This is a genomic window from Desulfolithobacter sp. (assembly GCF_054025815.1).
Map to the genome: position 1 here is coordinate 14833 of NZ_JBPMMS010000021.1, position 25344 is coordinate 40176.

Here is a 25344-nt window from a genome sequence, read left to right on the forward strand (position 1 = left end):
CCATCTTCCTCCGGCCGGATCTGGCCGATGGGCCTGCTTTCCAGTCATTGTCGCAAAAATGCGACTTTATTTCATCCCTCAGTGGGAAACGGGCGCTCCAGAGCCGCATGACGTTGTCGCAAAAACGCGACTTGTTTTTTGCCAGGATGATCCGGGAGCAGGATCCGGAGAGGTCCTTTCTTCACCCTATCCGGTGGATATCCCCGATCTGGCCGTAGCTGGCCTGGCCAGCCTGGAGAGTCGGCAGGCCCTGATTTCGGTCATCAACACTCTGCTCCTCTGCCCAAATTAGCCACATCGTCGGAGTGTGACGGCTGCGCTGGAAACAGGGAATCAGGTCGTATTTTAACGGCTCCCATGATTAATTCTGTCGAAATAATTGACAGATGGTGCTGTATACAGTAGTCTTTCTCGAACCTGAATCAGGGTGATTCGCCTGGTTCGGGCCGAACATTGGCATTGTCGTACGTTGTGCCAGACCGTATCGGCCATCTTTCCCCCCTTTCTTGTCATTAATGGATAGCAGGCAGTCCGCCGGTGTACAGTTGTATGCCTGAGTGTCGTGCACACGATGTAACTTTGGATTGTGGAGTTTGTATGTCAAAAAAAACCATGGAGATGAACCCGGCCTTCAGCACAGAGGTTGTTGCCGAGCCCGGAGGAGCACATCTTAACAGTTGTTTTTCCTGTGGTGCCTGCAGCGGCGCCTGCCCGGTCAGCCAGGCCATTCCGGAATTTGATCCCCGCAAGATAATCCACATGGTTCGTATGGGCATGGAGGAGCGGCTCCTGAAGTCGGATCTGCTCTGGTACTGTTCCAGCTGCCGCAGTTGTGTCTTTGTCTGTCCACAGGATGTCAGCTTTGCCGATATCATGGGAGCGCTTTCCCGTCTGGCCCTGAAAAAGGGTTTTGTCTCTTTGCAGGACCTGGTGGAAAAGGGTAAGGCCGCCCAGGTACAGCGTGATCTCTGTGTCTCCTGTCTGACCTGTGTGAGGGTTTGCCCCTGGGATATTCCGAAAATTGACAAGGGTGGCTTTGCCGCTATCGATGTGGAGGCCTGCCGGGCGTGCGGCATATGTGTTGCGGAATGTCCTGCTCAGGCAATCGTGCTGAACGAGTCTGAAGACGAAAGGCTGATCGCTGCCTGCGGCACCTGATACGACGAGGAACGAGAAATGAGTTTTACACCAGATATTCGTGTTTTCAGCTGTCATTACACCTCGCAGCAGGGCTGTGTGCATGAGGGAAAGGAGCTCGCCGAGCTTGGTTTCCCTGAAAATATCCGCCTGACACGGGTGACCTGCACCGGCAAGCTCGAGGAGGTTACCCTGCTCAAAGCCTTTGAAGACGGTGCCGATGGCGTCTATGTAGTGGGCTGTCCGGTCGATGGCTGCCACAATGTGAAAGGTTCGCAGCGGGCCGCCAAGAGGGTGGCCGCTGTCCGCAAGGCGCTGAAGGAGCTTGATGTGGAACCGGAAAGGGTGGAAATGTATCATCTGTCCCGCGGGTTGCATCCCGAATTCATCGATGCTGCCCGGGAAATGAACGAGCGCATCCAGGGGTTGGGACCCAGCCCTTTTAAGTAACCGAGGTACCCACAAGTACCTGAATAAAGAACACGTGCACGTGCTGGCCAACCTTGCCCGGCCAGGCGCGACAGAGTGACGAACCACAGGAGCTATTCATGATTGTCGCCGAGCGAAAACCGCTTTCTGAAATACTGGATATGGTGAAGGATTGTACGAAGATTCTGGTTCTGGCCTGCCGGGGCTGTGTTACGGTCTGCTCGGCCGGTGGCGAACGGGAAGCGGAGATCCTGGCCTCCCTTATCCGCCTTGGCATGAAGAAAAACGGTCGAGACGCCGAGGTGATCGAGGGCTCGCTGGTGCGTCAGTGTGATCGGGAGTATGTGGACGGCATCGATACCTGGAAGGGTCAATATGATGCCATTGTCTCCACGGCCTGCGGAGTCGGGGTCAACTTTATTGCCAACCTGCGTCCGGAGGACAATGTCTTTCCCGCTCTCAACACCACCTTTTTTGGTGGTTCCGCCGAGCAGGGGATCTGGAGTGAGCAGTGTGCCGGCTGCGGAGACTGTGTTCTGCATCTCACCGGCGGCCTGTGTCCGGTGGCCCGTTGTGCCAAGAGCCTGATGAACGGTCCCTGTGGCGGTTCTGTTGACGGCCATTGCGAGATCCATCCGGAGGTGGACTGTGTCTGGCAGATGATCTATGACCGCATGGGACGGCTTGAGCGGCAAAAGGAACTGGTTGATTCCGCACCCATTCGTGACTGGTCCACAGCCGGTCACGGTGGCCCCCGAAAACAGGTTCGGGAAGATTTGACCGTTTGAAAGTTGTCGCAAGGCAGCCTCGAGGCATCTGAAAGAAATCGTGACCTGCGCATTCCGAAATGACTGAGTTATCGCTTCGGGATGCGCAGCGCCTTGTCCTGGCCTATTGTGCGCCGCTCTCCACCACCACCCTTCCGCTTCAGTACGGATATGGCCGCGTTCTGGCCGCATCACTTAAAAGTACCCGTCCTAAGCCCTCCTATTCCCAATCAACCCGTGACGGTTTCGCCGTGCCCGGAATGAGTGCGACAGAGTTGCGGGATCAGGCCGTCACTTTTCGCCTGACAGGGGAGATTGCCGCCGGTACCCTGGAAAGCGGCTCCCTGGACCCGGGCTGTGTCATGCGCATCATGACCGGTGGCATGGTTCCGCACCGTTGCGAACGGGTTGTGCCCTTTGAAGATTGTCGTGAAGAAGGTGAGCGGGTGGTGATACCTGTGAGTGCCCTCAGGCGCAAACAGACCTTTATTCGAAAAAAGGGCAGTGTCATGGGGCGGGGCCGGCTCCTTGTCTCCAGGGGTACCAGGTTGCAGCCGGATCACTCTCTGCTCCTGGCGGAGAACGGGTATCACGAGGTTTCGGTCTACCGGAGGCCTCGGGTCTGGTTGCTGTGTACGGGAAGTGAGCTGGTCAAGCCGGGTGGCAAGATCATGCCCGGGCAGAAGATATCGGGTAATTCGGTTCTGCTCTCAGGTCTGCTGGAAGCAGACGGCACCGGTTGCGAGGTGGCAGATCCGGTACCGGACGAGGCCAGGGCTATTGGTTCGGCCATCCGGGCTATCCTGCGACAGGAGCCCGATGTCCTGGTGACCACCGGTGGCATGGGGCCGGGGAAGTTTGATCTCATCGAGCAGGTTTTTCAGGAGCTTGGCGGCGAGGTGCTCTATAACAGCCTCCGGGTTCGGCCCGGCAAGGCGACACTCTTTGGCCTGCTGGGAAGGGTGCGTTGTTTTGCCCTGCCCGGTCCACCTCCGGCGGTTCGGTTGCTCTATCACGAGCTGGTCGCGCCAGGGCTGCGGAGCTTGCAGGGATTTTCCCGCCCACTGCCCCTCCGGGTTCGGGCCCTGCTGAGTGAGCCTCTGTGCCTGCGCGGACAGGGCGTTATGAACTTGAAGGGTGCGGTTGCCACTCTTCAGGATGGCCGGCTTGTTACCCGCCAGGCCGGATTCCAGGATCGGGTCAATGCTATTATGCTCTTTTCCGGCCGCAAGAAGAAGTACGATGCAGGTGAAACCGTGTCCCTGCACCTGGTCGGTCCCCTGGCCTGATCCCTCACCATCAACCAGCGTAACCTGCCGGATACGCGTCTTTCCACGGCTTATCCTCCGGGATCAGCAGGGCTGATCTATTGTGCCCATCGTGCGATTTGCATCCGAAAACTGCTCTGAAGTACCGGCTCATAGGCAGGTTGTATATAGACACCTCTTGCTGCCACCCTGGTCTTTGCGTTTGGTTGAGCCATCTTCAAGGCGTGATGGGGTGCGGAGTCTGTCGCTTATATCGCTTTGTGCCGCTGGCAGGAAGGGCAGAACCAAGTGGTCCTTCCGCCAAGCTCTGTCTTTTCAATGGGCGACCGGCAGCACGGGCAGGGTTTTCCTGTCCGGTCATAAACTCTGAGCTGGAGTTGGAAATAGCCTGGTTTGCCACTGGATCCCAGGAAATCGGAAATTGTGCTGCCGCCGGCCTTGATGGCTGCCTGCAGGATCTCGGGTGTGGCATTGGCGATTTGTTCCCACTGGATCCGGTTGAGAAGGTTGACCGGGGTGGCCGGGTGTATCCTGGCGGCAAAAAGAATTTCATTGGCATAGATATTGCCGATACCAGCTACGCGTCGGCTGTCCATTAAAAAATTTTTAACCGGCTGTCGCTTCCCTGTGGCCAGCCGATGCAGGGCTTCGCCGGTGAAGCCGCGCTCCAGTGGTTCCAGACCAAGTGTGGCGGAAAAATTATCTTCCATCTCCCGGGCCTGTTTCTCCGGCCAGACCTCCACGCTGCCGAATCGGCGGCTGTCATTAAGACGCAGCTCCAGGTCGTTGTCGAGCAGGAGGTGGAGGTGGTCATGGCGTTCCCGGGGGGAGTTGGCTGAAAAGAGGCCCAGTCGACCGGTCATGCCGAGGTGGATGACCAGCACGGCCCTGTTGCTCATCCGCAGGAGCAGGTATTTAGCCCGCCGGTCAATGGTCTCGATGCGCTGGCCGCTGACCTCCCGCGCGAGCAGTTCTCCGGGAATGGGAAAACGGAGCGTTTTGTCGCTCCAGCTGACCCGGACGACTCGTCGGTCCGGCAGGTGTGGCAGCAGGCCCTGGCGGGTTACTTCAACTTCAGGAAGTTCTGGCATGGATCATGTAGTCCTTTTGTAAGGGTGGCCCTGACCGGTCAGCTGGCACCGGTTCTGAGATGTCAAAGGTTACGGCCAGGATATAATTTTCAAGGTCATACAGCATGACCTCGGCCGCCGGGGCAAGATCCAGGATTCGCAAGACAAGGAGAATCCCCTCCTTTTCGGGCCGGGCCGCGATGAGGCTGGTCTCCCCGAAAACAGCAGAGCGGTCATGGAGGAAGCATTTCTTGATCGCCTCCTTGGCTGCCCAGATCATGGTCAGCAGTTTCTTCTCCTGGACATCTGTTATTTGGAGCAATATTTTTTTTTCTTCCGGGCCGGTGAACCGCTCCTGGACACCTGTGACTCTGGCGCTGATTTCCTGGAGGTCCAGGCCGCAGGGAACGTGGGCCGCCATGCCGCCCGCAAGGTCTCCCGAGTGGGTGATGGAGAGGAACAGTGGCTGATCAGTCCTGCTTTGGTGCCCCATGGGAACAGGACGTCCGCCAGGTTCCGTGCCTATGGCCAGGGTCGGCAGTGGTGCTCTATTCTGGCCGAGCAGCGTGAGGGCTGCCAGCTTGGCAGAGATCCGGCCGGCAAGCCATTCCCGGCGGCGTTTTTCCCTGGAGAAGTTGTGGAAATGCGCCAGCTCCCGCCTGCCCAGCACTTCTTTTGGCGAGTGGTTATGGTGCAGGATCTTTTGGGGTGCCAGGGTGATGCAGTGTCGGACAGGATTGTCCTGCCGGGAAATCCACGGCGCAGAAAGGGACATCAAGGAGGGGAAGGGAAGAGGTTCCCGTCTTGATTCCGGCTCTGAGTGGCGGCATGTAGCGGCTTTCCCGATCACGTCGGCGGCAGGCTTGTTTTGTTTTTCATCGTTTGCCATTGTGGCAGCTGAACAGGAGGTTGTCGGTTCTTTTTAACCTATGCTTCGGGTGGTTTTTCAGGCTATAATACCGAAACTTTGTGGCTGCGCCTTCACCATTTTCTCTTTCTGAGAGTTTCTTATGGATTTTCTTGGCAATATCACCTCGTTTGACGTCATTGTCGCACTGATTTTTTTCTTTTTTCTCATCCGCGGGGTCTGGATTGGCTTCATGCGTCAGCTTGCAGCCTTTCTGGCCCTGGTGGGCAGTTACTGGGTTGCCGGCAGATATACCAGCGAGCTCGAACCCTATGTGAGCCGGGTGATGGATAATCCCAAGCTGATCTTCCTGGTCAGCTTCAGTTTGCTTTTCCTCGTCATGGCCATGCTCTTTATTCTCAGTGGCAAGGTGTTGCGCCGGGTCATGGAGATTTCCCTGCTTGGCTGGTTCGATCGCTTTCTCGGTCTCCTGCTTGGCGGGATCAAGGGGATGGTGGTTGTCTCTCTCATGTACATGATCCTGGCTTCCAGCCTTTCCGGCTCAAACGAGCTGCTCCGCAAATCCCTTACCTCTCCCTGCCTGGCCCGGGGAGCCGATATCCTTAATGGCCTGCTCAATGATCCCCAGGTCCGGGCGCTCTTTCTGCCCAAAGAGCCGGCCATCAAGGCGGAACCTGGTCCCGAGCATTATGACCAGTATCAGGAATAATACCACCTGGCCAGCCGCCCGGGTGAGATTCCCAGGAGGCTGGCCGCCTGGATAAGCTGGTTGCGCAGAGTGGTCCGCACAAGTCCCAGCCGTTCCCAGCGGCGGGCCGAGGTGGTGACTCTGGCCCGGGCAAGCCGAATCCGGCCGATCTTTCGCAGGTGCCGGACCAGGGCCACGTCTTCCATGAGTGGCCAGTCCGGAAAGCCGCCTGCCTGAAAATAGGTTTCTCTCAGCATGAACAGAGCCTGGTCACCGTAGGGTTTCTGCAGCAGATGTGAACGGAGGTTGGCCCCCAGCTCGATGAGCCGAAAGCCCTTTTCCGGAGAGTCGATTCCGAGCCGGAAGGCACCGGCCGCAGTCCGGGGGCTGGCCAGGGTTTCGTGCACCTGGGTGACCCAGTCGCCAGGCAACAGGGTGTCGGCATGAAGGAAGAGCAGTATCTCCCCCCGGGCGGCAAGGGCACCCCGGTGCAGCTGGACCCCGCGCCCGGCCGGAGCGCTGAGCAGTCGCACCGGAAAGGAAGCGATGATGTCCCGGGTCTGGTCCGTGCTGCCGCCATCCACCACCAGGATCTCCTTTCCCGGGTACGGGATCAGCTGTTCCAGGGTGGTGGCAATGGTTCCGGCCTCGTTATATACCGGGATGATGATGGAGATGGGCAAGGTCATCGGGTCGGTCGATATCGCGGAGTGGTGGAAGAAGAGAGCAGCTCAGGCCGGCTTCCCGGATCCGCTCCATGGTCCGGGCGAAGACTCGGGAGCTGCCCCAGGGAATATCTTTAAACAGGTACCGCAGCGCCTGGATGTTTACTCCCCTGCGAATACCGATGAGATAGTAGCCGCCGTCCACAGCCGGGCCGAGCACCGTATCCCGGTGGTGGAGGCTGTCCAGGGCGCCGGCCAGCGGGTCGGGATCGAGAAACGGGCAGTCGGAACCGACCAGGAGGATTCGCCTGGCCCCGGCTTCGAGCAGGGTTTCCATGGCATGGGCCATGCGCTCGCCCAGGGTTGCTCCCTGCTGGGGATGGTAGGTCACCTCCCTGCCCAGCCACTGCTCCATCAGCGACATGTCGGCGCCGGTAAAGAAGATATGCGGCTGAACCGGCCGCCGGCGTGCAAGTGTTTGGCCGCTTGCCACCATCCGTTCGGTGAGCGTTCGGTGCAGGTCTGCCGCTCCTTCCGGGCCCAGGGCTGGAATCAGCCGGGTCTTGACTTCACCCGGCCGGGGATATCTGGTAAAGATAATGAGATGTTCTGCGAGGGGTGTATCCATGGTGTCATGGTAAAATACTCCCGCTGAAAAGCCAATGAAAAGACCTGCCCGGACAGCCGAGGTGGAAAGAGAATGAAACGTGGACCACGCCGGAAAAAGACACCGGAAGCCTACCGGGAACGTGCGTACCGGAGGGTAGCCGACAGCGGACTGGTCTCCACCTTTGTCCGCATGGTGGAGACCGATCTCCATATCCTGGCCAGTTGCCAGGTGGAGGATCCGGCCCTGCTGCTGGTTACCGAAACACGGCGACAGCTTGAACACTACATTGCTGACCACCCCCTCTTTCTTAAATCCCTGGTTCCGCTACCCGATGATACGCAGGCACCGGTACTGGTCAGGGAGATGCTGACGGCCGGCCACCGGGCCGGGGTCGGGCCCATGGCGGCCGTGGCCGGGATGGTGGCCGAGGCCGTGGGCCGTGGGCTGCTGGCAAGGGACGATGTCGCCGAGGTGATCGTGGAGAACGGTGGTGATATCTTCCTGGCCCGGCAGGTGGCGAGTGTGGTTTCGGTCTATGCCGGCGAATCCCCCTTGAGCGGACGGGTGGGGCTGCGGATAGCTGCAGAACGGATGCCTCTGGGGGTCTGCTGCTCCTCCGGGGCCATCGGCCACTCGCTCAGTCTCGGGCAGGCGGACGCGGTGGTGGTGACCGCCCCGTCCACTGCCCTGGCCGATGCCGCGGCCACACGCCTTGGAAACGAGGCCACGGGCCGAAGGCCGGTGGAGCGGGCCCTGGAGGTTGCCCGCGGGATCGAGGGAATCTCCGGGGTGCTCGTTATCGTCGGTGAGCAGCTCGGCGCCTGGGGCGATATTGAGCTGGTGGAACCCTGAGTCAGCAACCGGCCTCGGCCAGCAGTGCTTCCCGGTGGAGGTGGGCAAAGCGGGTCACGTCCTCCTCCCAGGGGACCATGCACTTGATGTCCGCCTCGCTCAGCCGTTTGTTCTCAAGGATCGAGTTGGTCGGTCGAGGGGCCGGGGTGGGGTAATCGGCCGTGGTGCAGGGTTCGAGTCGGTACGGGATCTCCATGGCGCGCAGGAAGTGATCCGCGCCGGCAAACCAGGTGGAAAAGCCCTCGGCCGTGGCATGGACAATGCCGGTCATTTCGCTCGACAGCAGGGTTTCGATCTGCCTGGCCAGGCGCCAGGTCCAGGTGAGCGAGCCATACTGGTCGTCCACGACCCGCAGGGTGTGTTCGGGGTTGGCCAGGGTCAGCCGCAGCATGGTCTTGAGGAAATTCGGCCCGCCCATGCCGTAGAGCCAGGCCGTGCGCAGTATGAGAAAATTGTCCATCTCCCGGGCAATGGCCTGTTCGCCGGCCAGCTTGCTCCGGCCGTAGGTCGACAGCGGGTCGGTGGGATCCCCTTCCACCCAGGCCTGGGGGACCGGTTTTCTGCCGTCAAAGACATAATCGGTGGAGATATGGATGAGCCGGGCTCCCTGCCTCCTGGCGGCCCGGGCCAGATGGGCCGGGCCCGAACCGTTGACCGCCATGCATCGTTCCCTGTCCTCCTCGGCCTGGTCCACCCGGGTGTAGGCGGCGCAGTTGATGATTACCTCGGGGGCCAGCTTCCGGACCATCTCGTGCACCTGATCTTGGTCGGTGATGTCCATCCGGACGGAGGTCAGAGCGTCGACGCTATGCTTTTCAGAAAGAACGGCCTGGCAGTCCTGCCCGAGCTGGCCGCCTCCACCGGTGATCAGGATCTTCACTGTTCGGCCCGTCCATCGGGAATGGTATCCTGGAGCAGCTGCATGAGGTACTGGCCATACTGGTTTTTCATCATTTTTGTCGCCAGCCGCTCCACCTGCTCCCGGTCGATATAACCCAGCCGGTAGGAGATCTCTTCCAGACAGGCGATCTTGAGACCCTGGCGTTCCTGGACCGCCTGGACATAGCTGGCCGCCTGCTGCAGGGAGTCGTGGGTGCCGGTGTCGAGCCAGCAGAAACCCCGCCCCAGCAGTTCCACCTTCAGCTTGCCTCGTTGCAGATAGGTGTTGTTGACATCGGTTATCTCCAGTTCGCCCCGGGCCGATGGTTTGATGGAGCCGGCAATGTCGACCACCTCGTTATCGTAAAAGTAGAGGCCCGGGACCGCGTAGCGTGACTTGGGATGAGCCGGTTTTTCCTCGATGCCGATCACCCTGTTGTCCCGGTCAAACTCGACCACACCGTAGCGCTGGGGATCCTTGACCAGGTAGCCGAAGATGATGCCGCCGTCGGTGAGCTGGCTGCACCGCTTGACGATGTCGGCAAACCCGTGGCCGAAAAAGATGTTGTCCCCCAGGACCAGGCAAACCGAATCGTTGCCGATGAAATCGCGGCCGATAACAAAGGCCTGGGCCAGCCCTTCGGGCCTTGGCTGCTCGGCATAGGAGATGTTGAGCCCCAGGTCGTGCCCGTTACCGAAGAGTTCGGAGAATCGGGGCAGGTCGTAGGGCGTGGAGATGATCAGGATGTCCCGGATACCTGCCAGCATGAGCACGGAAAGGGGGTAGTAGATCATCGGTTTGTCATAGACCGGGATAAGCTGCTTGCTGATCACCCGGGTCAGGGGATAGAGCCGGGTGCCGGAGCCGCCGGCAAGAACGATGCCCTTCATTGATCAAGGTTCCTTGCATGACCCTTTAGGCTACTGCGCCAGGGGTTTTGATGAATTTGTGCTTCTAACTGGACCAAATCCTTTGAATAATATACCATAAGGCGTGGTGACAGTCTTAATACATTAAAACCCAACCGATAGCAACAGAGGTTTCCCCATGGCTGCTCCCCTTAGCTGTTTTACCGCCTATGACGTCCGTGGTCGTCTCTCCGACGAACTCAACAGTGATATCGTCCGTCGGATCGGCCTGGCCTTTGCCGATCAGTTTGGTATGCGCAGGGTGGTTATCGGCCGTGACATGCGGCTCTCCAGTCCCGAGCTGGCGCAGGCCCTGGTGGAGGCCCTGACCTCCCATGGCATCGATGTGGTCGATATCGGGCTCTGCGGCACGGAAGAGGTCTATTTTGCCGTGTTTGCCGGAGAAAAGGACGGGGTCGACGGTGGCATCATGGTCACGGCCAGCCATAATCCGGCCGATTATAACGGCATGAAGCTGGTCCAGCGCGGTGCCCGACCCGTCTCGCAGGATTCGGGCCTGGATGCGGTGGCCGAAAAAGCAGCTTCCGAGTCCTGGTTCGCCGACATGCAGGCCCGTTTTTCCGGCCGGCCCGGGACCTGTATCCGGGCCGAGGACAAGTCTGCCTACATCGACCACCTGCTCTCCTACGTGGACGTTGCATCGCTGCCGCCGCTCAAGCTGGTGGTCAATCCCGGTAACGGCTGTGCCGGCCCGGTGGTGGACCTGCTGGCAGAAAAGATGCCGTTCGAGTTTGTCAGACTGTACTGGGAGCCGGACGGGACTTTCCCAAACGGCGTGCCCAATCCCCTGCTGCCGGAAAAGCGCGAGGCCACGGCCCGGGCCGTGCGCGAACACGGGGCGGATCTCGGTATCGCCTGGGACGGTGATTTTGACCGCTGTTTCTTCTACGACCATACCGGCCGGTTCATCGAGGGATACTATATGGTGGGGCTCCTGGCCGTGGCCATGCTGGCCAGGCATTCCGGGGCCACCATCCTCCATGATCCGCGCCTGGTATGGAATACCATCGAGATGGTGACCGAGGCCGGCGGCAGGGCGGTGATGACCAAGACCGGCCACGCCTTCATAAAGGAGCGGATGCGTCAGCTCGATGCGGTCTACGGGGGCGAGATGTCGGCCCATCATTATTTCCGTGATTTTGGCTACTGTGATTCCGGGATGATCCCCTGGCTCCTGGTGGCCCAGCTTATGGGTCGCAGCGGGACGCCGCTGGCCGACATGGTGGATGAGCGGATGGAGAAATACCCGGTCAGCGGGGAAATAAACTCCCGGGTTTCGGATCCGGACGCGGTGATCGCCAGGGTGGAGGAGCGCTACGGTGATGGCGAGAAGGACTACACCGACGGGCTCAGCGTGAGCTATCCCCGCTATCGCTTCAATCTCCGTAAATCCAACACCGAGCCGGTGCTGCGGTTAAATGTGGAAACCCGGGGCGACCAGGCTCTGCTCAGGGAAAAGACCGACGAGCTCCTGGCTTTGATTCGCTCCTGAACAGGCGGCCCGCCAGGGATCTGGCCTTGCCGGCCGGACCTGATGTAAACAACGATGTAAAGGAGTCCTGCATGTCCATACAACCCGTCATTCTTGCCGGTGGTACCGGTACCCGGCTATGGCCCCTGTCCCGCGAGCTCTATCCCAAGCAGGTCATCCGGCTGCTGGGTGATCTTTCGCTGCTCCAGGCGACGCTCGAGCGGGTGGCCCTGCTTTCCGGTGTCCTGCCGCCCGTCATCGTGGTCGGCGAAGAGCACCGGTTTCTGGTGAAGAACCAGGTGGAGGAACTGGGAACGTTTCCCCGCTATCATCTCCTTCTCGAGTCGGCGGGCCGCAACACGGCTCCGGCCATCTGTGGCGCGGCCCTGTATGGTCGAGAACATGTGGGTGACGACGACGCGGTTCTCCTGGTCTTGCCCGCCGATCACCTGGTGACCCGGCCCGAGGCCTTTGTCGAGGCGGTGACCCGGGCGGAAGTCCTGGCCCGGGACGGCTACCTGGCCACCTTTGGCATTGTCCCCGAGCGGCCGGAGACCGGGTATGGCTACATCGCCCGGGGGCAGGGGAGCCGGGTGGAAAAGTTTGTCGAAAAGCCGGATCTGGAGACGGCCCGGAAATATGTCGAAAGCGGCCGCTACTTCTGGAACTCGGGGATGTTTGCCTTTACCATCAAAACACTGGTCGAGGAGATGACGCGGTATGCCCCGGACATTGTCGAGTCCATGGGTGAGGCTGTGGCCAGAGGAACAAGGGATGGGGTCTTTTTCCGGTTCGCGGCCGAGCAGATGGCCCGGTGCCCGTCCGATTCCATCGATTACGCCTTGATGGAGAAAACCGGGCGGGCCGCCATGGTGGAGGCCGATATGGGCTGGAGTGATATCGGCTCGTGGCAGACCCTGTACGAGGTCTCGGACAAGGACGGGCGGGGCAATGTTCTTTACGGTGATGTTGTGGTCGAGGATGTGGAGAACTGCCTGATACGGGCTTCGGATACCCTGGTGGCGGCCCTGGGGCTGCGCGACACCATGATCCTCGAGACCGCGGATGCGGTGCTGGTGGCGCCACTGGAGCGTTCCCAGGACGTGAAGAAGATCGTCGAACGGCTGAAAAAGGAAGGCCGGGATGAGTTCCGTTTTCACCGGACCGTGTACCGTCCCTGGGGCAGCTATACGAGCCTGGAGCTGGCCGGTCGGTTTCAGATCAAGCGGATCTCCGTCAATCCCGGGGCCAAGCTGTCCCTGCAGATGCACCATCATAGGCATGAGCACTGGGTGGTGGTGGCGGGTACGGCCCGGGTGACCGTGGGGGATGAGGAGATTCTCCTGTTTGAAAACCAGTCCACCTATATTCCGGCCGGCTGCCGTCATCGGCTGGAAAATCCCGGCGTGATTCCTCTGGAGCTCATCGAGGTCCAGATCGGCAGCTACCTGGGCGAGGATGATATCGTCCGCTTTGATGACGTGTACGGGCGCCAGGAGGAAAAGACCGGAAGGTCAGGGTAGGGGTTTTTCAGAAAAGGGGCTGGTCTTTAGCCTCGGGATAGAGCTTGTGGAAGGTCCTGACGTAGTGCGAAATGACTTTTTTGTCATTCCGGGCCAGGTGGAAGAACTCGATGCCGCTTTGGTGCCGACCGGCCACGGTCTTGGTATGGACAACCCTGCCCATCACGTCCACCAGCTCATCTTTGAGGCCCATGGTCAACATAACCTGTTGGCCCATGGGCAGGGGCAGATGGGTTTCGATGAGAACTCCGCCTTCACTGACATTGATGGTTCTGCCCATGGAGTATTCGCCCTGTTTCCCGTCCTTGTCCACCACAAGGTAGTCCAGGAGGTTCAGGGACTCCGGTCGAATCTCGCGCCTTCGTTCTTTGGTCATGGAATCTTTGTCCAGGTGGTTTCAGTTTCGACCGCCGCTGTTCTCTGCCGGGGCGTGACAGTATATTTTACCGAATTCAGAAATTCTACATTGTTCCACTATTCTTGTCAAACCGTGCTTCCCGGACCAGGCCCGGGACTCCGGGCGTTCCGCCGGTGGCCTGCCTTGCGTAAAATCACATCTTTGTAACTTTTTTTGACAAAATTGACATTGTTGTGAGGGTTTGTTGATGAAGGTGGTTACCGAGTGTTGCAGGTAATTCCTTTAAAGTCAATATGTTACCTCTTTTGCGCTGGTTTGGCATGTCGTTTGATATTCTCTCCTTGACTGGTTTCCTGTGTCAGGATGTGGAGGATTTGGCACAGGTGGTTTGATCTGTACTTTTCCTGTCTCTGAAAAAAATCAGAGCAAGGGTGGTGCAGAAGACAAAAACAAGAAAAAGGAAAAATAAGGAGAGTGTTTTATGAATTCCGGTGATACCGCCTTTATGCTGGTGGCGACCGCCATGGTCATGCTCATGACTCCGGGTCTGGCGCTTTTTTACGGGGGGCTGGTCAGGTCGAAGAATGTGTTGTCCACGACCATGCAGAGCTTTTTCTGTCTGGGGATTATCTCCATTATCTGGGTGGTCTATGGCTACACCCTCTCCTTTGGCCCGGATATCGGCGGCTTTATCGGCGGCCTTAAGTATCTCGGCCTCAAGGGTGTGGGCACGGGTGTCGGCCCGTATTCCGATACCATTCCGGACCTGCTCTTTGTCGCCTTTCAGCTGATGTTTGCGATCATCACGCCGGCGCTGATCACCGGAGCATATGCCGAGCGGATGAAGTTCACCGCCTTTGTCCTGTTCACTATTCTCTGGTCGACTCTGGTCTATTTTCCGGTCTGTCACTGGGTCTGGGGCGGTGGCTGGCTCGGTGAGATGGGGGCGCTGGATTTTGCCGGCGGCACGGTTATTCACATTAATTCCGGCGCCGCGGCTCTGGTGGCAGCCATTGTTATCGGCAAGCGCAAGGGCTGGGGGCGGGAAGCCATGCATCCCCATAACCTGCCCATGACCATCCTGGGAGCCGGAGTACTCTGGTTTGGCTGGTTCGGCTTTAATGCCGGGTCCGCCCTCTCTGCCGGGCCGATAGCCGTGCTGGCCCTGTTCACCACCCAGGTGGCCACCGGGGCCGGTGCAGTGTCCTGGGTCCTCGCCGAGTGGAAGGTTCAGGGCAGGCCAACCACTCTTGGCGCTGCGTCCGGTGCGGTGGCGGGTCTGGTTGCCATTACGCCGGGGGCCGGTTTTGTCGGGCCCATGTCGGCCATTTTGATCGGTCTGGTCGCCGGAGCATTGTGTTACTTTGCTGTCCTTGCCAAGTCGCGGCTTGGTTATGACGATGCCCTGGACGTGGTCGGCGTCCACGGTGTTGGCGGCCTCTGGGGCGCTCTGGCTACCGGTATCTTCGCCTCCACGGCCTGGAATCCCGATGGGGCCAATGGCCTGCTGTACGGCAACGCCAATCAGCTGGTTGTTCAGGCCATTGGTGCGGCTGCTGCCATCGGCTACTCGATGGTCCTGACCTTTGCCATTCTCAAGGTCATTGATCTGGTGATCGGGCTGCGGGCAGAGCTGGAGGACGAGGTTCAGGGCCTGGATGTGAGCGATCACAAAGAGGTCGGCTATACTTTCTGATCATTGAAAAAACACCCTGCCGGCCCGAGGGCGGTTCTTCGGGCCGGCGGCCAGTCCCGTTTTGCTGAATGGTTGTAAATTGTTCCTTGATAAATTTGCTCTCTTCGTTACAATAATGTCTTAAATTTTACATTTTTGTAAATATTAAGACGAATATACTCGCAGGAGGGAGCAGTTATGAATGCAGCGGATACCGCCTTTATCCTGGCGGCGGCTGGACTGGTATTGTTGATGACCCCGGGCCTGGCCCTTTTTTATGCCGGGATGGTACGGAGTAAAAATGTGCTCGGTACCATCATGCAGAGCCTGATCATGATTTCGATCATCTCGCTGGAATGGGTTTACATCGGCTACACCATGTCTTTTGGTCCGGATATCGGTGGTTTTATCGGCGATTTGTCCTGGTTTGCCCTCAAGGGAGTGACAACGGCGCCCAGTGACACTTATGCCACCACGATCCCGCAGGTCGTGTTTATGATTTATCAGTGCATGTTCGCGGTGATCACCCCGGCGCTCATCACCGGTGCCTTTGCCGAACGGGTCCGTTTCGCGCCGTTCGTGGTCTTCAGCCTCCTGTGGGCCATCCTGGTGTACAATCCGGTTTGTCACTGGATCTGGGGGGCGGGGGGCTGGCTTGGCAAGATGGGTGTGCTGGACTTTGCCGGCGGCCTGGTGGTTCATGTCACCTGCGGTGCCGCAGCCCTGGCAGCGATTATGGTTATCGGTCCGCGTCGGGGGTATGGCAGGGAAAATTTTATGCCCCATAACCTGCCCATGACCATGCTCGGAACCGGGCTTCTCTGGTTTGGGTGGTTCGGTTTTAACGGCGGTTCGGCTTTGGCTGCGGACGAGGTGGCGGCGACCGCCTTTGTGGCCACCCATCTGGCCGGCATGTCGGGCATGGCCATGTGGACCTTTATGGAATGGATAAAGCTTGGCAAACCGACTACGCTGGGAGCAGCGTCCGGGGCCATTGCCGGCCTGGCCACCATCACACCGGCAGCAGGTTTTGTCGGCCCCAATTCGGCCATTGTCATCGGCATTGTCGCCGGCCTTGTCTGCTTCCTGGCGGTGAGCGCCAAGTCCAGGCTTGGCTATGACGACAGTCTCGATGTGGTTGGTATCCACGGGGTGGGTGGTGCGGTCGGCACCCTGCTTCTGGGTGTTTTTGCCTCCCGGGCAGTGAATCCGGGCGGCGTGGACGGCCTGATCGCCGGCTCCGCCTCCCAGCTGGTCAGCCAGTTCATCGGCGTGGTTGTGGTCGGGGTGTATGCCTTTGTGGTCAGTTATGTCCTTGTCCGGTTGATCCACTCCACCATGGGTCTGCGTGTCAGCGAGGAGGCCGAGGTTCAGGGTCTTGATTATGCCGAGCATTCGGAGACAGCGTATAATTAAACTATTTCCATGTTGTCCGCAGGGTTTCGGTCCTGCGGGTGCGGGTTATACTGTAGTCTGAAGAGCCATGGGCATGGGTCGGCAAGGGCCTGCCCCCGTGGCACTATGAACCATGGAAATCATCTGGCAGGAAACGGATGGTCCGGGTGATTTTCGCATAAACCGAAAAGAGGGTATCTATGAAAAAGATCGAGGCCATTATCAAGCCGTTCAAGCTTGATGACGTGAAAGAGGCCCTGAATGGTATCGACATCAAGGGTATGACCATCTCTGAGGTCAAGGGGTACGGTCGTCAGAAGGGACATACTGAAATCTACCGTGGAGCAGAGTATGTCGTTGATTTTCTGCCCAAGATCAAGATCGAGATAATTATCGATACCGAGCAGGTGGACAAGGTGATCGAGACTATCATCGAAGCGTCCAGGACCGGCAAGATAGGGGATGGCAAGATTTTTGTCCTGCCGGTGGAAAAGGTGGTCCGGGTGCGGACCGGAGAGACCGATCACGAGGCTATCTGATGGTGGATTATCCGGTCTGCCCTGTCACTCACCATGGTGCTGATGCTCCATGGTCGGGGGCCGATTCAGGCAGGGCCGCAAGGTGAGCGGACAGCAGAAGAACCTGCGGGCCCAGCGGGAGGCCCTGGAAGAGCTGTGGCGCCAGGGGCTTTCCGGGCATGAGCTCCTGGTTCGGCACACGGCCCTGGTCGACCAGTTTATCATCGACCAGTATCATGCTTCCGAGGCCGTGGCCCGTGCCCGCGGCAATATTGCCCTCATAGCTCTCGGTGGCTACGGCCGCCGGGAGCTGTATCCGTTTTCAGATATCGATCTTTTGCTCCTGCATGACTGGAAGGCCGGCCGGTATATGCAGGATGTGGCCGAGTCCATCCTCTATCCCCTCTGGGATGCCAATTTCGATGTGGGCCACTCGGTCCGTTCGGTCAAGGGAGCGGTCAATTTCGCCCGGGAAGATTTCATATTCCAGGTCTCACTGCTGGACGCCCGTTTTCTGGCCGGTTCGGAAGAGCTCTTTGACAAACTGTGGAAACGATATCGGGCCAGGCTGCTCGACGGCAAGCGCAACCGTTTTGTTCAGACCATGGATCATTTTCGGGAGCAGCGGCGGGCGAAGTATGGCAGTCATGCCTACTTGCTGGAACCGCATATCAAGGAAGGCAAGGGTGGTATGCGCGATATCCAGGCCATGCTCTGGGTAGCCAAAGCGGTCTTCGGGCTGGCCGATCTCCGGGCCATTGAAGAGTCCGGCATGCTGCAGGCCGGAGAATGCCGAACCTTCCAGGAGTCCTGGGACATGCTGGCCCGGATACGTAACCGGCTCCATTACGTGAGCCGGCGCAAGAATGACCAGTTGATCTTTGAATACCAGGAAGAGATCGCCACTGCATTTGGCTATCATGACCAGGAGGGGCTGCTCGGGGTGGAGCAGTTTATGCGTCAGGTGTATGGTCATCTGCAGACTATTGCCGTGACCACGGATTATTTCTTCGAGCATGTGCATGAAGTGCTGGGGATAACCGGTGTCGGGCGGGATGAAAAACATCTGGAAAAGGCCGTCGTGCTCCGTTCCGGGACTATCCGTCTGGTGCGCCCTGCTGAGCTGAACCAGCGGCCCTATCTGCTGATGCGGCTTTTCCTCCAGGCCGGAAGGACTGGCATGCCGATCCACCACCGGACCAGGCAGCTGGTCAGCGGCAACCTGGGACTGGTTGATGAGCGGTTCCGGAGTTCCAGGCGGGTGGCCGGGATCTTCCTCGAGCTTCTCATGGGGCTCGACCCCATGCCGGTTCTGGAAACCATGTTGGAGACCGGTCTGCTGACGGCCTACATTCCCGAGTTTGCCCGGGTGGAGTCCCTGGCTCAGCATGATCTCTACCACATCTATACTGTGGACCGGCATCAGCTGCAGACTGTGGCCGAACTGACCCGGCTCAAGCAGGAGGATTCGGACCTGTTCCTCTCCCTGGCCTCCCCGCACCTGGTCTATCTCGCCGCCCTCCTGCACGATATCGGCAAGGGACAGGGAGGGGATCACAGTATACTCGGGGCCGAACTGGTTGAGGACATCGGCCGTCGGCTCGGACTCCCGGCAGAGGAGCGGGCCTGTCTTTCTTTTCTGGTCCGCTACCATCTCTACCTGCCGGAAAACGCTATGCGGCGCGACCTGGAAGATCAGGCCTTTATCGAGCAGGCTGCCGGACTCATCGGCGATGTGGATCGTCTGACCATGCTTTACCTGCTCACCATTGCCGATTCCCGGGCCACAGGACCATCGGCCTGGTCGAGCTGGAAGGCGACCCTGCTGGCAGACATGTTTCTCAAGCTCAAGACCTGTCTTGAGGCCGGCTGCGGAGACGGAGACAAGGTGGATGGTGACTCGGAAGAGCAGGGTGTCAACTGGTTGCGCGAGCAGGTGCTTTCTCTCCTTGAACCTGGTGAAGAGCTGCGGATGGATGTATCCCGGCTCCCGGCCGACTACCTGACCAGTTTTACTCCCGAGATGGTGGTTCGTCACCTGCGGCTGCACCGGGATCAGGCTATGGTGCTGCAGCAGAAGGTGCTGATCTTTCCCGAGGCCAGGCCCGGGAGCTGGTCTCTGCTGATCATGAGCAAGGATCGGCCCGGCCTGCTGGCCAAGCTCTGCGGGGTGCTGGCCCTGCACAGCCTTTCGGTGCTGGCGGCCCAGATTTTTACCTGGCCCGACAAAACAGTGGTGGATGTGCTTGATGTGGTGCCGGTGGCCAAGTCGGATTTCGAAGAACAGGACTGGGAGGCCCTGGAGCGCGATGTCAACCTGGCTCTGAATCACCGGCTCGATGTGACCTACCAGTTGCACAAGCGGTTGCACGGGGTGGTGGGGGTTCGTTCCCGGCGCAAGGTCCAGCAGCTGGTGCAGGAGGTGGTGGTTGACAATGAGACCTCCAGGCGCTTCACCGTTATCGAGGTCTATGGCGGCGACCGGCCGGGCACCCTGTACCGGCTTGCCCAGACCCTGGCCGATTTTGATCTTGATATTCATCGGGCCCGGATAGCCACCGAGGTGGAACAGCTCATCGATATTTTTTATGTGACCCTTCGGTCCGGCGATAAGCTGACCGACGGGGAACTGGTGGACAAGGTCCGAAACACGCTTTTGCACATCATTGTCGTGGATTCCGACGAATCATGATTTTGATGAAGTTTCAGTAAGAAAATGGTATATCCTGGGCAGCTGCCAGGCCGTATGGCACCGGCAGGCAGGTCCAGTGGTATAAGGTGAAAACGCCGGGTCAACCGGTTTAAGGCAATCATCCAAATAATTGAAAGGAGATGAAACATGACACGCGATGAAATAATGAAAATCATTGAAGAGCAGAACGTGCATTTTTTCCGGCTGCAGTTCGTGGATATCTTCGGATTCACGAAGAATATCGCTATTCCGCGCAGCCAGATCGAAAAAGCTCTCGACGGTGACATGATGTTCGATGGCTCTTCCATTGACGGCTTTGTCCGCATCAACGAATCCGACATGTACCTGAAGCCGGATTATGACACCTTCACTGTTCTTCCCTGGAGGAATCAGGACGGTACCAACGCGGCCCGGATTATCTGCGATATCTACAAGTCCGACGGCTCCACTCCTTTCGAAGGTTGCCCCCGCAATAACCTCAAGCGTGTCCTGGCCGAAGCCAGGGAGCTCGGCTACACCATGAACGTCGGTACTGAATGCGAGTTCTTCCTGTTTGAAAAGGATGAGGCCGGTCGTCCCACCACGGATACCCATGATGTGGCTGGCTATTTTGATGTGGATCCCGATGACTGTGGTATCGATTGCCGCCGGGAGATCATTCACACCCTGGAGGCCATGGGCTTTGAGATCGAGGCTTCCCATCACGAGGTTGCCGAAGGTCAGCACGAGATCAACTTCAAGTATGCCGACGCCCTGACCGCAGCCGACAACACCGTAACCTTCAAGTGGGTTGTCCGTTCCATCGCCGCCAAGTACGGCCTGCACGCCACCTTTATGCCCAAGCCGGTATTTGGCATCAACGGTTCGGGTATGCACACCAACCAGTCGCTCTTCAACCTGGACGGTACCAATGCCTTTTTTGACGAGAACGGTCCCCTGCAGCTCAGCCAAACCGCTTATCATTATATCGCCGGTATTGCCAAGAACGCCAAGGGCTTTGTTGCGGTAACCAATCCGCTGGTCAACTCCTACAAACGGTTGGTGCCCGGATACGAGGCTCCGGTTTACATTGCCTGGTCCGCTTCCAACCGCTCCGCCCTGATCCGGATTCCGGCTGCCCGAGGCCTGGCCACCCGGACCGAGGTCCGTTGTCCGGATCCGACCTGCAACCCGTACCTGGCTCTTGCCATTATGCTCAAGTCCGGCCTGGACGGTGTGGTCAACAAGCTTGAGGCCCCGCCCTCTGTTGATCAGGACATCTTTTCCATGACTCCGGCCGAGAAGGAAGCTGCGGGTATCGACAGCCTGCCTGCCAACCTGCATGAGGCCATCGAGGCCATGAAGGCAAACCCCATTGCCAAGGATGCTCTTGGTGAGCATATCTTCACCAAGTACGTCGAAGGCAAGGAAAAAGAGTGGGACTGCTACCGCACAGCCGTGACCGACTGGGAGATCAACAACTATATCGCCCGGTACTAAAGGTCGCCTGAAGACAATTCCGATTTTCCGGAATGAAACAACCAAAAGGCCGCTGTCCATTTCTGGACAGCGGCCTTTTGTCGTTTTGCAGCGAGTTGCGCTCTGTTTTCAAAAAATGGCGCATGCCCGACCGGGCATGCGCCGGTGGTCGGAGATGTTGCCATTCTCCCCGACCCCTCCTCCTGACGGTGCTTCTCCTTCTTGATTAAACCTGATGGCGTCGCAGAAAGTCCGATCTGCTGTGTTGTAACGGGTACGGCCAATACCAGACGTATTGCTTGTGGCCTCTGCCCGTCCGGCAGGAAATATTTTGTTTTATGTCAATGTTGCAAGCAGGATGCCTATTTTTTTTGTGCTTTTGTTTCAAGGTGTTGCCTTTGTGATATTTGGCTGGAGAGTGGCTCGGTGCTTTTTTTCCGGAAAAATGGTGAGATGGATGCGATTTTTTCCGGAAACTTGGAAATACGTGCGTCAGGTTTGTTTTTGAGCAGACCAGCCCAGGGGTGTTTTGTTGGCTGTTTAGAATGTTTGAAAGAAAATAATATCCCATTGGACCATGGTACAATGGACATAAGTTGTGGATGTGGTTTTCTGTAATAGACAATAACTGGTCTCTTTGGTCCCGGATGGGAACGGAGAGGCGGTGATACTGTGCAATCCTTAAGAGAGCGGGTATGGTGGAAAACAGCCGCGGGCAGCAGCCGGTCGAACCGGTGATACAGGTGGAAGTTGGCAGGGTGACGGTTCTGTACGGACAGGTGCGAGCCGTGGCCGGGGATGGGAGTCAGCGGCTTCTACAGCCTGGCAGTCCGGTTTTTGCCGACGAGCTGATCGTCACCGGCCCCGATGGGATGGTCTCCATTGTTTTTGACGATCAGCTCCAGACCCGGCTTGATCTCGGGAGAATGTCCGAGGTGTTACTCGACGACGATGTTCATGGCGGCATGGACGGTCTGGATCTGCAGGACATGGTCAGCGAGGTTAAGGACATCCAGCAGGCCCTGCTGGATCCGGATTTCGATCCCTCTCTGGAAGAGGAGCCGCCTGCTGCCGGCCCACCCTCTTCCACAGGAGATCATTACTATGTCAAATTCGATACCATCGGAGCCGAGGTCCTGCCGGACAACCCCGACGTCACCACGGACCAGCCGCCTGATTTTCTTGTCCTGGATCCTGTGGGCGGGGAGGAGAGACTGCCTGCGGCTGCCGGTCTGCAGCTCGTGGCCGAGCCGGACCAGGCCCTGGTACTGGAATCAGCAGCAGAGGCCGTTCTGGCAACGGGAAACCTGCTGCAAAACGATGTCCCGGCTGATGGGCGGCTTGCCGTAACCGGGGTGGAAATAGGCGGCGTAAGCTATACCATTGCCCCTGGTCAGACCGTGACCCATACCACGCCCATGGGTGGCCGGCTGACCGTGTCCAGTGATGGATCGTACACCTATTCCATCCAGGGTGGTATCCTGCACGAAAATCGTGGTCAGGGCGACGGGCTGCCCGATCAGGAAACCTTTGTCTATACAGTGAGTGATGGCGATGGTGACTCCACCACCAGCACCCTCACTGTCCATATCCTTGATTCCGCTCCCCATGCCAGGCCGGACAGCAACATGATCATGGAAGCCGGGGAACAGGATGGTGCGACAAGCGTTGGCGGCAACCTGATTTTTGGCTGGGACGATGGGCGCTATGAGCCGGCGGCCGAAGACAGCCAGGGTGCTGATCAGGGGTTGCGCCTGGTCCTGGTGGAAGGTGATCTGGCTCCCGGGGAGACCTTTGCCCTCGATACTCCCCTGACCACTGCTCTTGGCGGCACCATTATCTTCCACAGCGATGGAAGCTATCTCTATACCGCCCCGGACCGGGTCGATAATCCCCTGGATGGCGATGGCCATAACCAACCGATTTCGGAACAGTTTACATACACGGTGGAGGACCGGGATGGCAGCCCGGCCAGTGCGGTCCTCACCGTGACCGTGCTCGACAATGAACCAGAGGCTGTTCAGGACAGTTATTCCGTGCAAGAGGGGTCAGGTAGTCAGCTTCGCGGCAATGTGCTGGAAAACGATCAGGCCGGGGCTGACGGGGCCCTGCATCTTGTTGGGGTCAGCGGCGATTTCGGTCCCGGTGTGAGCTTTGCCCTGAATACAGAGCTGGCAACAGCCCAGGGAGGAACCATCATCTTTCAGGATGACGGCCAGTTCACCTATACTCCACCGGCCGACATCGACCACGGAGACCTGATTCCGGACCGGGAGCTCTTTTTCGTTCAGGTGGAAGACGGCGATGGCTCGCGGGATACCTCCACTCTGTCGATCACGCTCACCGATGATCAGCCCTCCTTCACCATGACGCCGACGATCCATCTTGCCAACGAAACCGGCAACAGCCTGACCGCGGATCTTGGTATTGCTTTTGGTGCTGATGGAGCGGCTCCGCTCGGGGAGTCCCTCCAGCTTGTCGGGACAACCGATGCTCACGGTTACGTGGTGGACAACGCCGGACGCCAGCTTACCTCGGACGGCCAGCCCCTGATTTATCAGGAGGATGATCCGTCCACTCTGAGAGCGGTGCGGGCATTTGACCACCACCCGGTCTTTACGGTCAATGTTGATTCTGAAACCGCGACCTGGACAGTGTCCCTGGATGCAGCCAATAGCCTGGACCACATCCTGGTTCAGGATATCGGCGAAACCGTGAACGCGGAAAATCCTCTGGAGCTGCATTTCGATGGTCCGGTGAGTTTCATAAGCGCCACCCTGGAGGGTCTTGACAGCGTGGCTGTCATGAACACGATCTACAGCGAGCAGGCTGTCTGGACCGCCTATCTGGAAGGTGAACAGGTTGCCTCCGGAGTTGTGGACGGTGATCTTCTGCTGGGCCAGGAACAGGTGCTGACCGTCGACCTGGCCCAGGCCGGATCACTTTTTGACACAGTGGTGCTGGAGTATAATGACGCGCCGGTGGCTCTGGCGGGAGCCTACAGGGTTGTCTCGGTCAGCAGCGAAATGAATTATGCGCTCAGCTATGAAGTGGTGGCAACCGATGGGGACGGAGACACGGTCTCAGGTCGGCTCAATGTGGTGTTGGACGGAGACGGAGATCTTATCGGGACCCATGGTTCGGATGTGATCGGTGACAGCCCGGAAGGAGACATTCTCGCTGGCGGCGACGGGGATGATATCCTGTTCGGGGGTGATGCCGAGGGCCTGTCAGGAGCCGGTGTCGATACCAGGGCCGGCGATGGGGTGGCCGACTCCTCCGATCCTGGCAGCGATCTTTTTGCCGATGACGGTGGTGACCTGCTCGTCGATGGCACCAGTGATCCCGGGGATACCAGCGTGGATGACCTGGTGCCCCCGCCTGATCCCACCGTGTAGAGGTTACGTCCTTTGGTTGCTGCCCGGGTTGGGAGCTCTCAGCCCTGCTCTGTTCCATGGAGGAGCAGGGCCAGGTTCAGGCGGCCGCGGGTCCCGGTCTTGGCGTAGATGGCGCTCAGATGCGCCTTGACTGTTCGCTCCGTAATTTCCAACCTGTGGGCAATCTGCGGGTTGGTGAGCCCGAGGGCAACCAGCGAGGCTATCTGGAACTCCCGGTCGGAGAGTTCGGGCAGGATCCTGTCCCTCCGCGATCCGGCCGCTGTTTCCGGGCTTCTGCTCGCTCCTTTTCCTTCACCAATCGACGTCCGGATCAGGTGACCCATCAGCTGCTGTCCCACCCATACCGAGCCGGTGAGAATCACCCGCACCGCCTCCTGGAGTCTGGCCGGGGCAATGTAGGTGTTGGCATATCCCACCACCCCGAGACGGAGCAGGGCCAGCCCCTCGTCGTTGTCCGGCCGGTCGGAGAGTACAAAGAGTCGGCAATGCGTCATATTGCCACAGATCCGGCCGACGGTTTTCAGGTCCACCATGGTCCTGTGCAGCAGGAGAAGGTCTGGTTGTGTTTCGCGAAGCAGGATATCCAGATCCCTGAGGGTCGAGGCGTGGAAGATCTCATGTCGGTCGGAGAGGGGCTCCTGCCACCGCCGGCGCACCGGATCGCGGTCACTGCAGATAATGAGGTTCATCGCG

Annotated in this window: 23 protein-coding genes; 15 read left to right on the forward strand and 8 right to left on the reverse strand. The window is 58.7% G+C overall.

Annotated features, from left to right (window positions below; translation table 11 throughout):
* The first annotated feature begins 58 nt into the window (after positions 1–58).
* From ACXJJY_RS05880 to ACXJJY_RS05900, 5 genes are all read left to right on the forward strand, one after another.
* Positions 59–292: a hypothetical protein gene (locus ACXJJY_RS05880; RefSeq protein ID WP_456385943.1), complete on the forward strand. Its 234-nt coding sequence runs from the start codon at positions 59–61 to the stop codon at positions 290–292.
* Positions 293–597: 305 nt separating this feature from the next.
* A complete protein-coding gene (locus ACXJJY_RS05885) occupies positions 598–1158 on the forward strand; it encodes a 4Fe-4S dicluster domain-containing protein (RefSeq protein WP_456385944.1) in 561 nt (186 codons plus the stop codon).
* Positions 1159–1176: 18 nt separating this feature from the next.
* Entirely contained in the window at positions 1177–1587 is a 411-nt protein-coding gene (locus ACXJJY_RS05890; protein ID WP_456385945.1) for a hydrogenase iron-sulfur subunit, read from the forward strand.
* Between the two features lie 98 nt (positions 1588–1685).
* A complete protein-coding gene (locus ACXJJY_RS05895; RefSeq protein WP_456385946.1) occupies positions 1686–2354 on the forward strand; it encodes a methylenetetrahydrofolate reductase C-terminal domain-containing protein in 669 nt (222 codons plus the stop codon).
* Positions 2355–2413: 59 nt separating this feature from the next.
* Positions 2414–3622, forward strand: a complete 1209-nt coding sequence (locus ACXJJY_RS05900; protein ID WP_456385947.1) for a molybdopterin molybdotransferase MoeA — start codon at positions 2414–2416, stop codon at positions 3620–3622.
* A 227-nt stretch (positions 3623–3849) separates the two neighbouring features.
* On the opposite strand, the gene mutM is transcribed toward ACXJJY_RS05900, so the two are convergent.
* Together mutM and ACXJJY_RS05910 are read right to left on the reverse strand one after the other, a co-directional pair.
* Positions 3850–4692 carry a bifunctional DNA-formamidopyrimidine glycosylase/DNA-(apurinic or apyrimidinic site) lyase gene (mutM, locus tag ACXJJY_RS05905; protein ID WP_456385948.1) on the reverse strand — a complete coding sequence of 281 codons (843 nt, stop codon included), beginning with the start codon at positions 4690–4692 and terminating at the stop codon, positions 3850–3852.
* Complete coding sequence (locus ACXJJY_RS05910) at positions 4676–5560, reverse strand: 4'-phosphopantetheinyl transferase family protein (RefSeq protein WP_456385949.1); 885 nt, start codon at positions 5558–5560, stop codon at positions 4676–4678. The genes mutM and ACXJJY_RS05910 overlap by 17 nt, the downstream gene beginning before the upstream one ends.
* Positions 5561–5681: 121 nt before the next feature.
* Here ACXJJY_RS05910 and ACXJJY_RS05915 point away from each other — a divergent pair, with 121 nt between their 5' ends.
* A complete protein-coding gene (locus ACXJJY_RS05915; protein WP_456385950.1) occupies positions 5682–6248 on the forward strand; it encodes a CvpA family protein in 567 nt (188 codons plus the stop codon).
* Here ACXJJY_RS05915 and ACXJJY_RS05920 read toward each other — a convergent pair.
* Positions 6239–6916 carry a TIGR04283 family arsenosugar biosynthesis glycosyltransferase gene (locus ACXJJY_RS05920; RefSeq protein ID WP_456385951.1) on the reverse strand — a complete coding sequence of 226 codons (678 nt, stop codon included), beginning with the start codon at positions 6914–6916 and terminating at the stop codon, positions 6239–6241. The genes ACXJJY_RS05915 and ACXJJY_RS05920 overlap by 10 nt on opposite strands.
* Complete coding sequence (locus tag ACXJJY_RS05925; protein WP_456385952.1) at positions 6879–7520, reverse strand: TIGR04282 family arsenosugar biosynthesis glycosyltransferase; 642 nt, start codon at positions 7518–7520, stop codon at positions 6879–6881. Before ACXJJY_RS05925 ends, ACXJJY_RS05920 begins: the two co-directional genes overlap by 38 nt.
* Positions 7521–7592: 72 nt before the next feature.
* Between ACXJJY_RS05925 and ACXJJY_RS05930 the strand changes: the two genes are divergently transcribed.
* The gene (locus tag ACXJJY_RS05930) at positions 7593–8354 is read left to right on the forward strand and encodes a UPF0280 family protein (RefSeq protein WP_456385953.1); all 762 of its coding nucleotides are present in this window, start codon (positions 7593–7595) and stop codon (positions 8352–8354) included.
* Between the two features lies 1 nt (position 8355).
* Here ACXJJY_RS05930 and rfbD read toward each other — a convergent pair whose 3' ends face one another.
* Together rfbD and rfbA are read right to left on the reverse strand one after the other, a co-directional pair.
* Entirely contained in the window at positions 8356–9234 is an 879-nt protein-coding gene (gene rfbD / locus ACXJJY_RS05935; protein ID WP_456385954.1) for a dTDP-4-dehydrorhamnose reductase, read from the reverse strand.
* Positions 9231–10124 carry a glucose-1-phosphate thymidylyltransferase RfbA gene (gene rfbA / locus ACXJJY_RS05940; protein ID WP_456385955.1) on the reverse strand — a complete coding sequence of 298 codons (894 nt, stop codon included), beginning with the start codon at positions 10122–10124 and terminating at the stop codon, positions 9231–9233. The genes rfbD and rfbA overlap by 4 nt, the downstream gene beginning before the upstream one ends.
* Positions 10125–10281: 157 nt before the next feature.
* Between rfbA and ACXJJY_RS05945 the strand changes: the two genes are divergently transcribed.
* Both ACXJJY_RS05945 and ACXJJY_RS05950 read left to right on the forward strand, forming a co-directional pair.
* On the forward strand, positions 10282–11655 hold the full coding sequence (locus ACXJJY_RS05945; RefSeq protein ID WP_456385957.1) for a phosphohexomutase domain-containing protein: 1374 nt from the start codon (positions 10282–10284) through the stop codon (positions 11653–11655).
* A gap of 71 nt (positions 11656–11726) precedes the next feature.
* Positions 11727–13157 carry a mannose-1-phosphate guanylyltransferase/mannose-6-phosphate isomerase gene (locus ACXJJY_RS05950; RefSeq protein WP_456385959.1) on the forward strand — a complete coding sequence of 477 codons (1431 nt, stop codon included), beginning with the start codon at positions 11727–11729 and terminating at the stop codon, positions 13155–13157.
* 7 nt (positions 13158–13164) lie between these two features.
* Here the strand turns inward: ACXJJY_RS05950 and ACXJJY_RS05955 are convergent, their stop codons facing one another.
* Positions 13165–13533, reverse strand: a complete 369-nt coding sequence (locus ACXJJY_RS05955) for a PilZ domain-containing protein (protein WP_456385961.1) — start codon at positions 13531–13533, stop codon at positions 13165–13167.
* 463 nt (positions 13534–13996) lie between these two features.
* Between ACXJJY_RS05955 and ACXJJY_RS05960 the strand changes: the two genes are divergently transcribed.
* The 6 genes from ACXJJY_RS05960 (at position 13997) to ACXJJY_RS05985 (ending at position 24651) form a co-directional block, all read left to right on the forward strand.
* Positions 13997–15211: an ammonium transporter gene (locus ACXJJY_RS05960; protein WP_456385963.1), complete on the forward strand. Its 1215-nt coding sequence runs from the start codon at positions 13997–13999 to the stop codon at positions 15209–15211.
* Between the two features lie 177 nt (positions 15212–15388).
* Positions 15389–16606 carry an ammonium transporter gene (locus tag ACXJJY_RS05965; protein WP_456385965.1) on the forward strand — a complete coding sequence of 406 codons (1218 nt, stop codon included), beginning with the start codon at positions 15389–15391 and terminating at the stop codon, positions 16604–16606.
* 179 nt (positions 16607–16785) lie between these two features.
* On the forward strand, positions 16786–17124 hold the full coding sequence (locus ACXJJY_RS05970; protein WP_456385967.1) for a P-II family nitrogen regulator: 339 nt from the start codon (positions 16786–16788) through the stop codon (positions 17122–17124).
* A gap of 49 nt (positions 17125–17173) precedes the next feature.
* Entirely contained in the window at positions 17174–19795 is a 2622-nt protein-coding gene (gene glnD, locus ACXJJY_RS05975; RefSeq protein ID WP_456385969.1) for a [protein-PII] uridylyltransferase, read from the forward strand.
* A gap of 147 nt (positions 19796–19942) precedes the next feature.
* Positions 19943–21274, forward strand: a complete 1332-nt coding sequence (glnA, locus tag ACXJJY_RS05980) for a type I glutamate--ammonia ligase (RefSeq protein WP_456385971.1) — start codon at positions 19943–19945, stop codon at positions 21272–21274.
* 674 nt (positions 21275–21948) lie between these two features.
* Complete coding sequence (locus ACXJJY_RS05985) at positions 21949–24651, forward strand: Ig-like domain-containing protein (RefSeq protein WP_456385973.1); 2703 nt, start codon at positions 21949–21951, stop codon at positions 24649–24651.
* Between the two features lie 38 nt (positions 24652–24689).
* On the opposite strand, the gene ACXJJY_RS05990 is transcribed toward ACXJJY_RS05985, so the two are convergent.
* Positions 24690–25340 carry a response regulator transcription factor gene (locus ACXJJY_RS05990; RefSeq protein ID WP_456385975.1) on the reverse strand — a complete coding sequence of 217 codons (651 nt, stop codon included), beginning with the start codon at positions 25338–25340 and terminating at the stop codon, positions 24690–24692.
* Positions 25341–25344 lie beyond the last annotated feature (4 nt).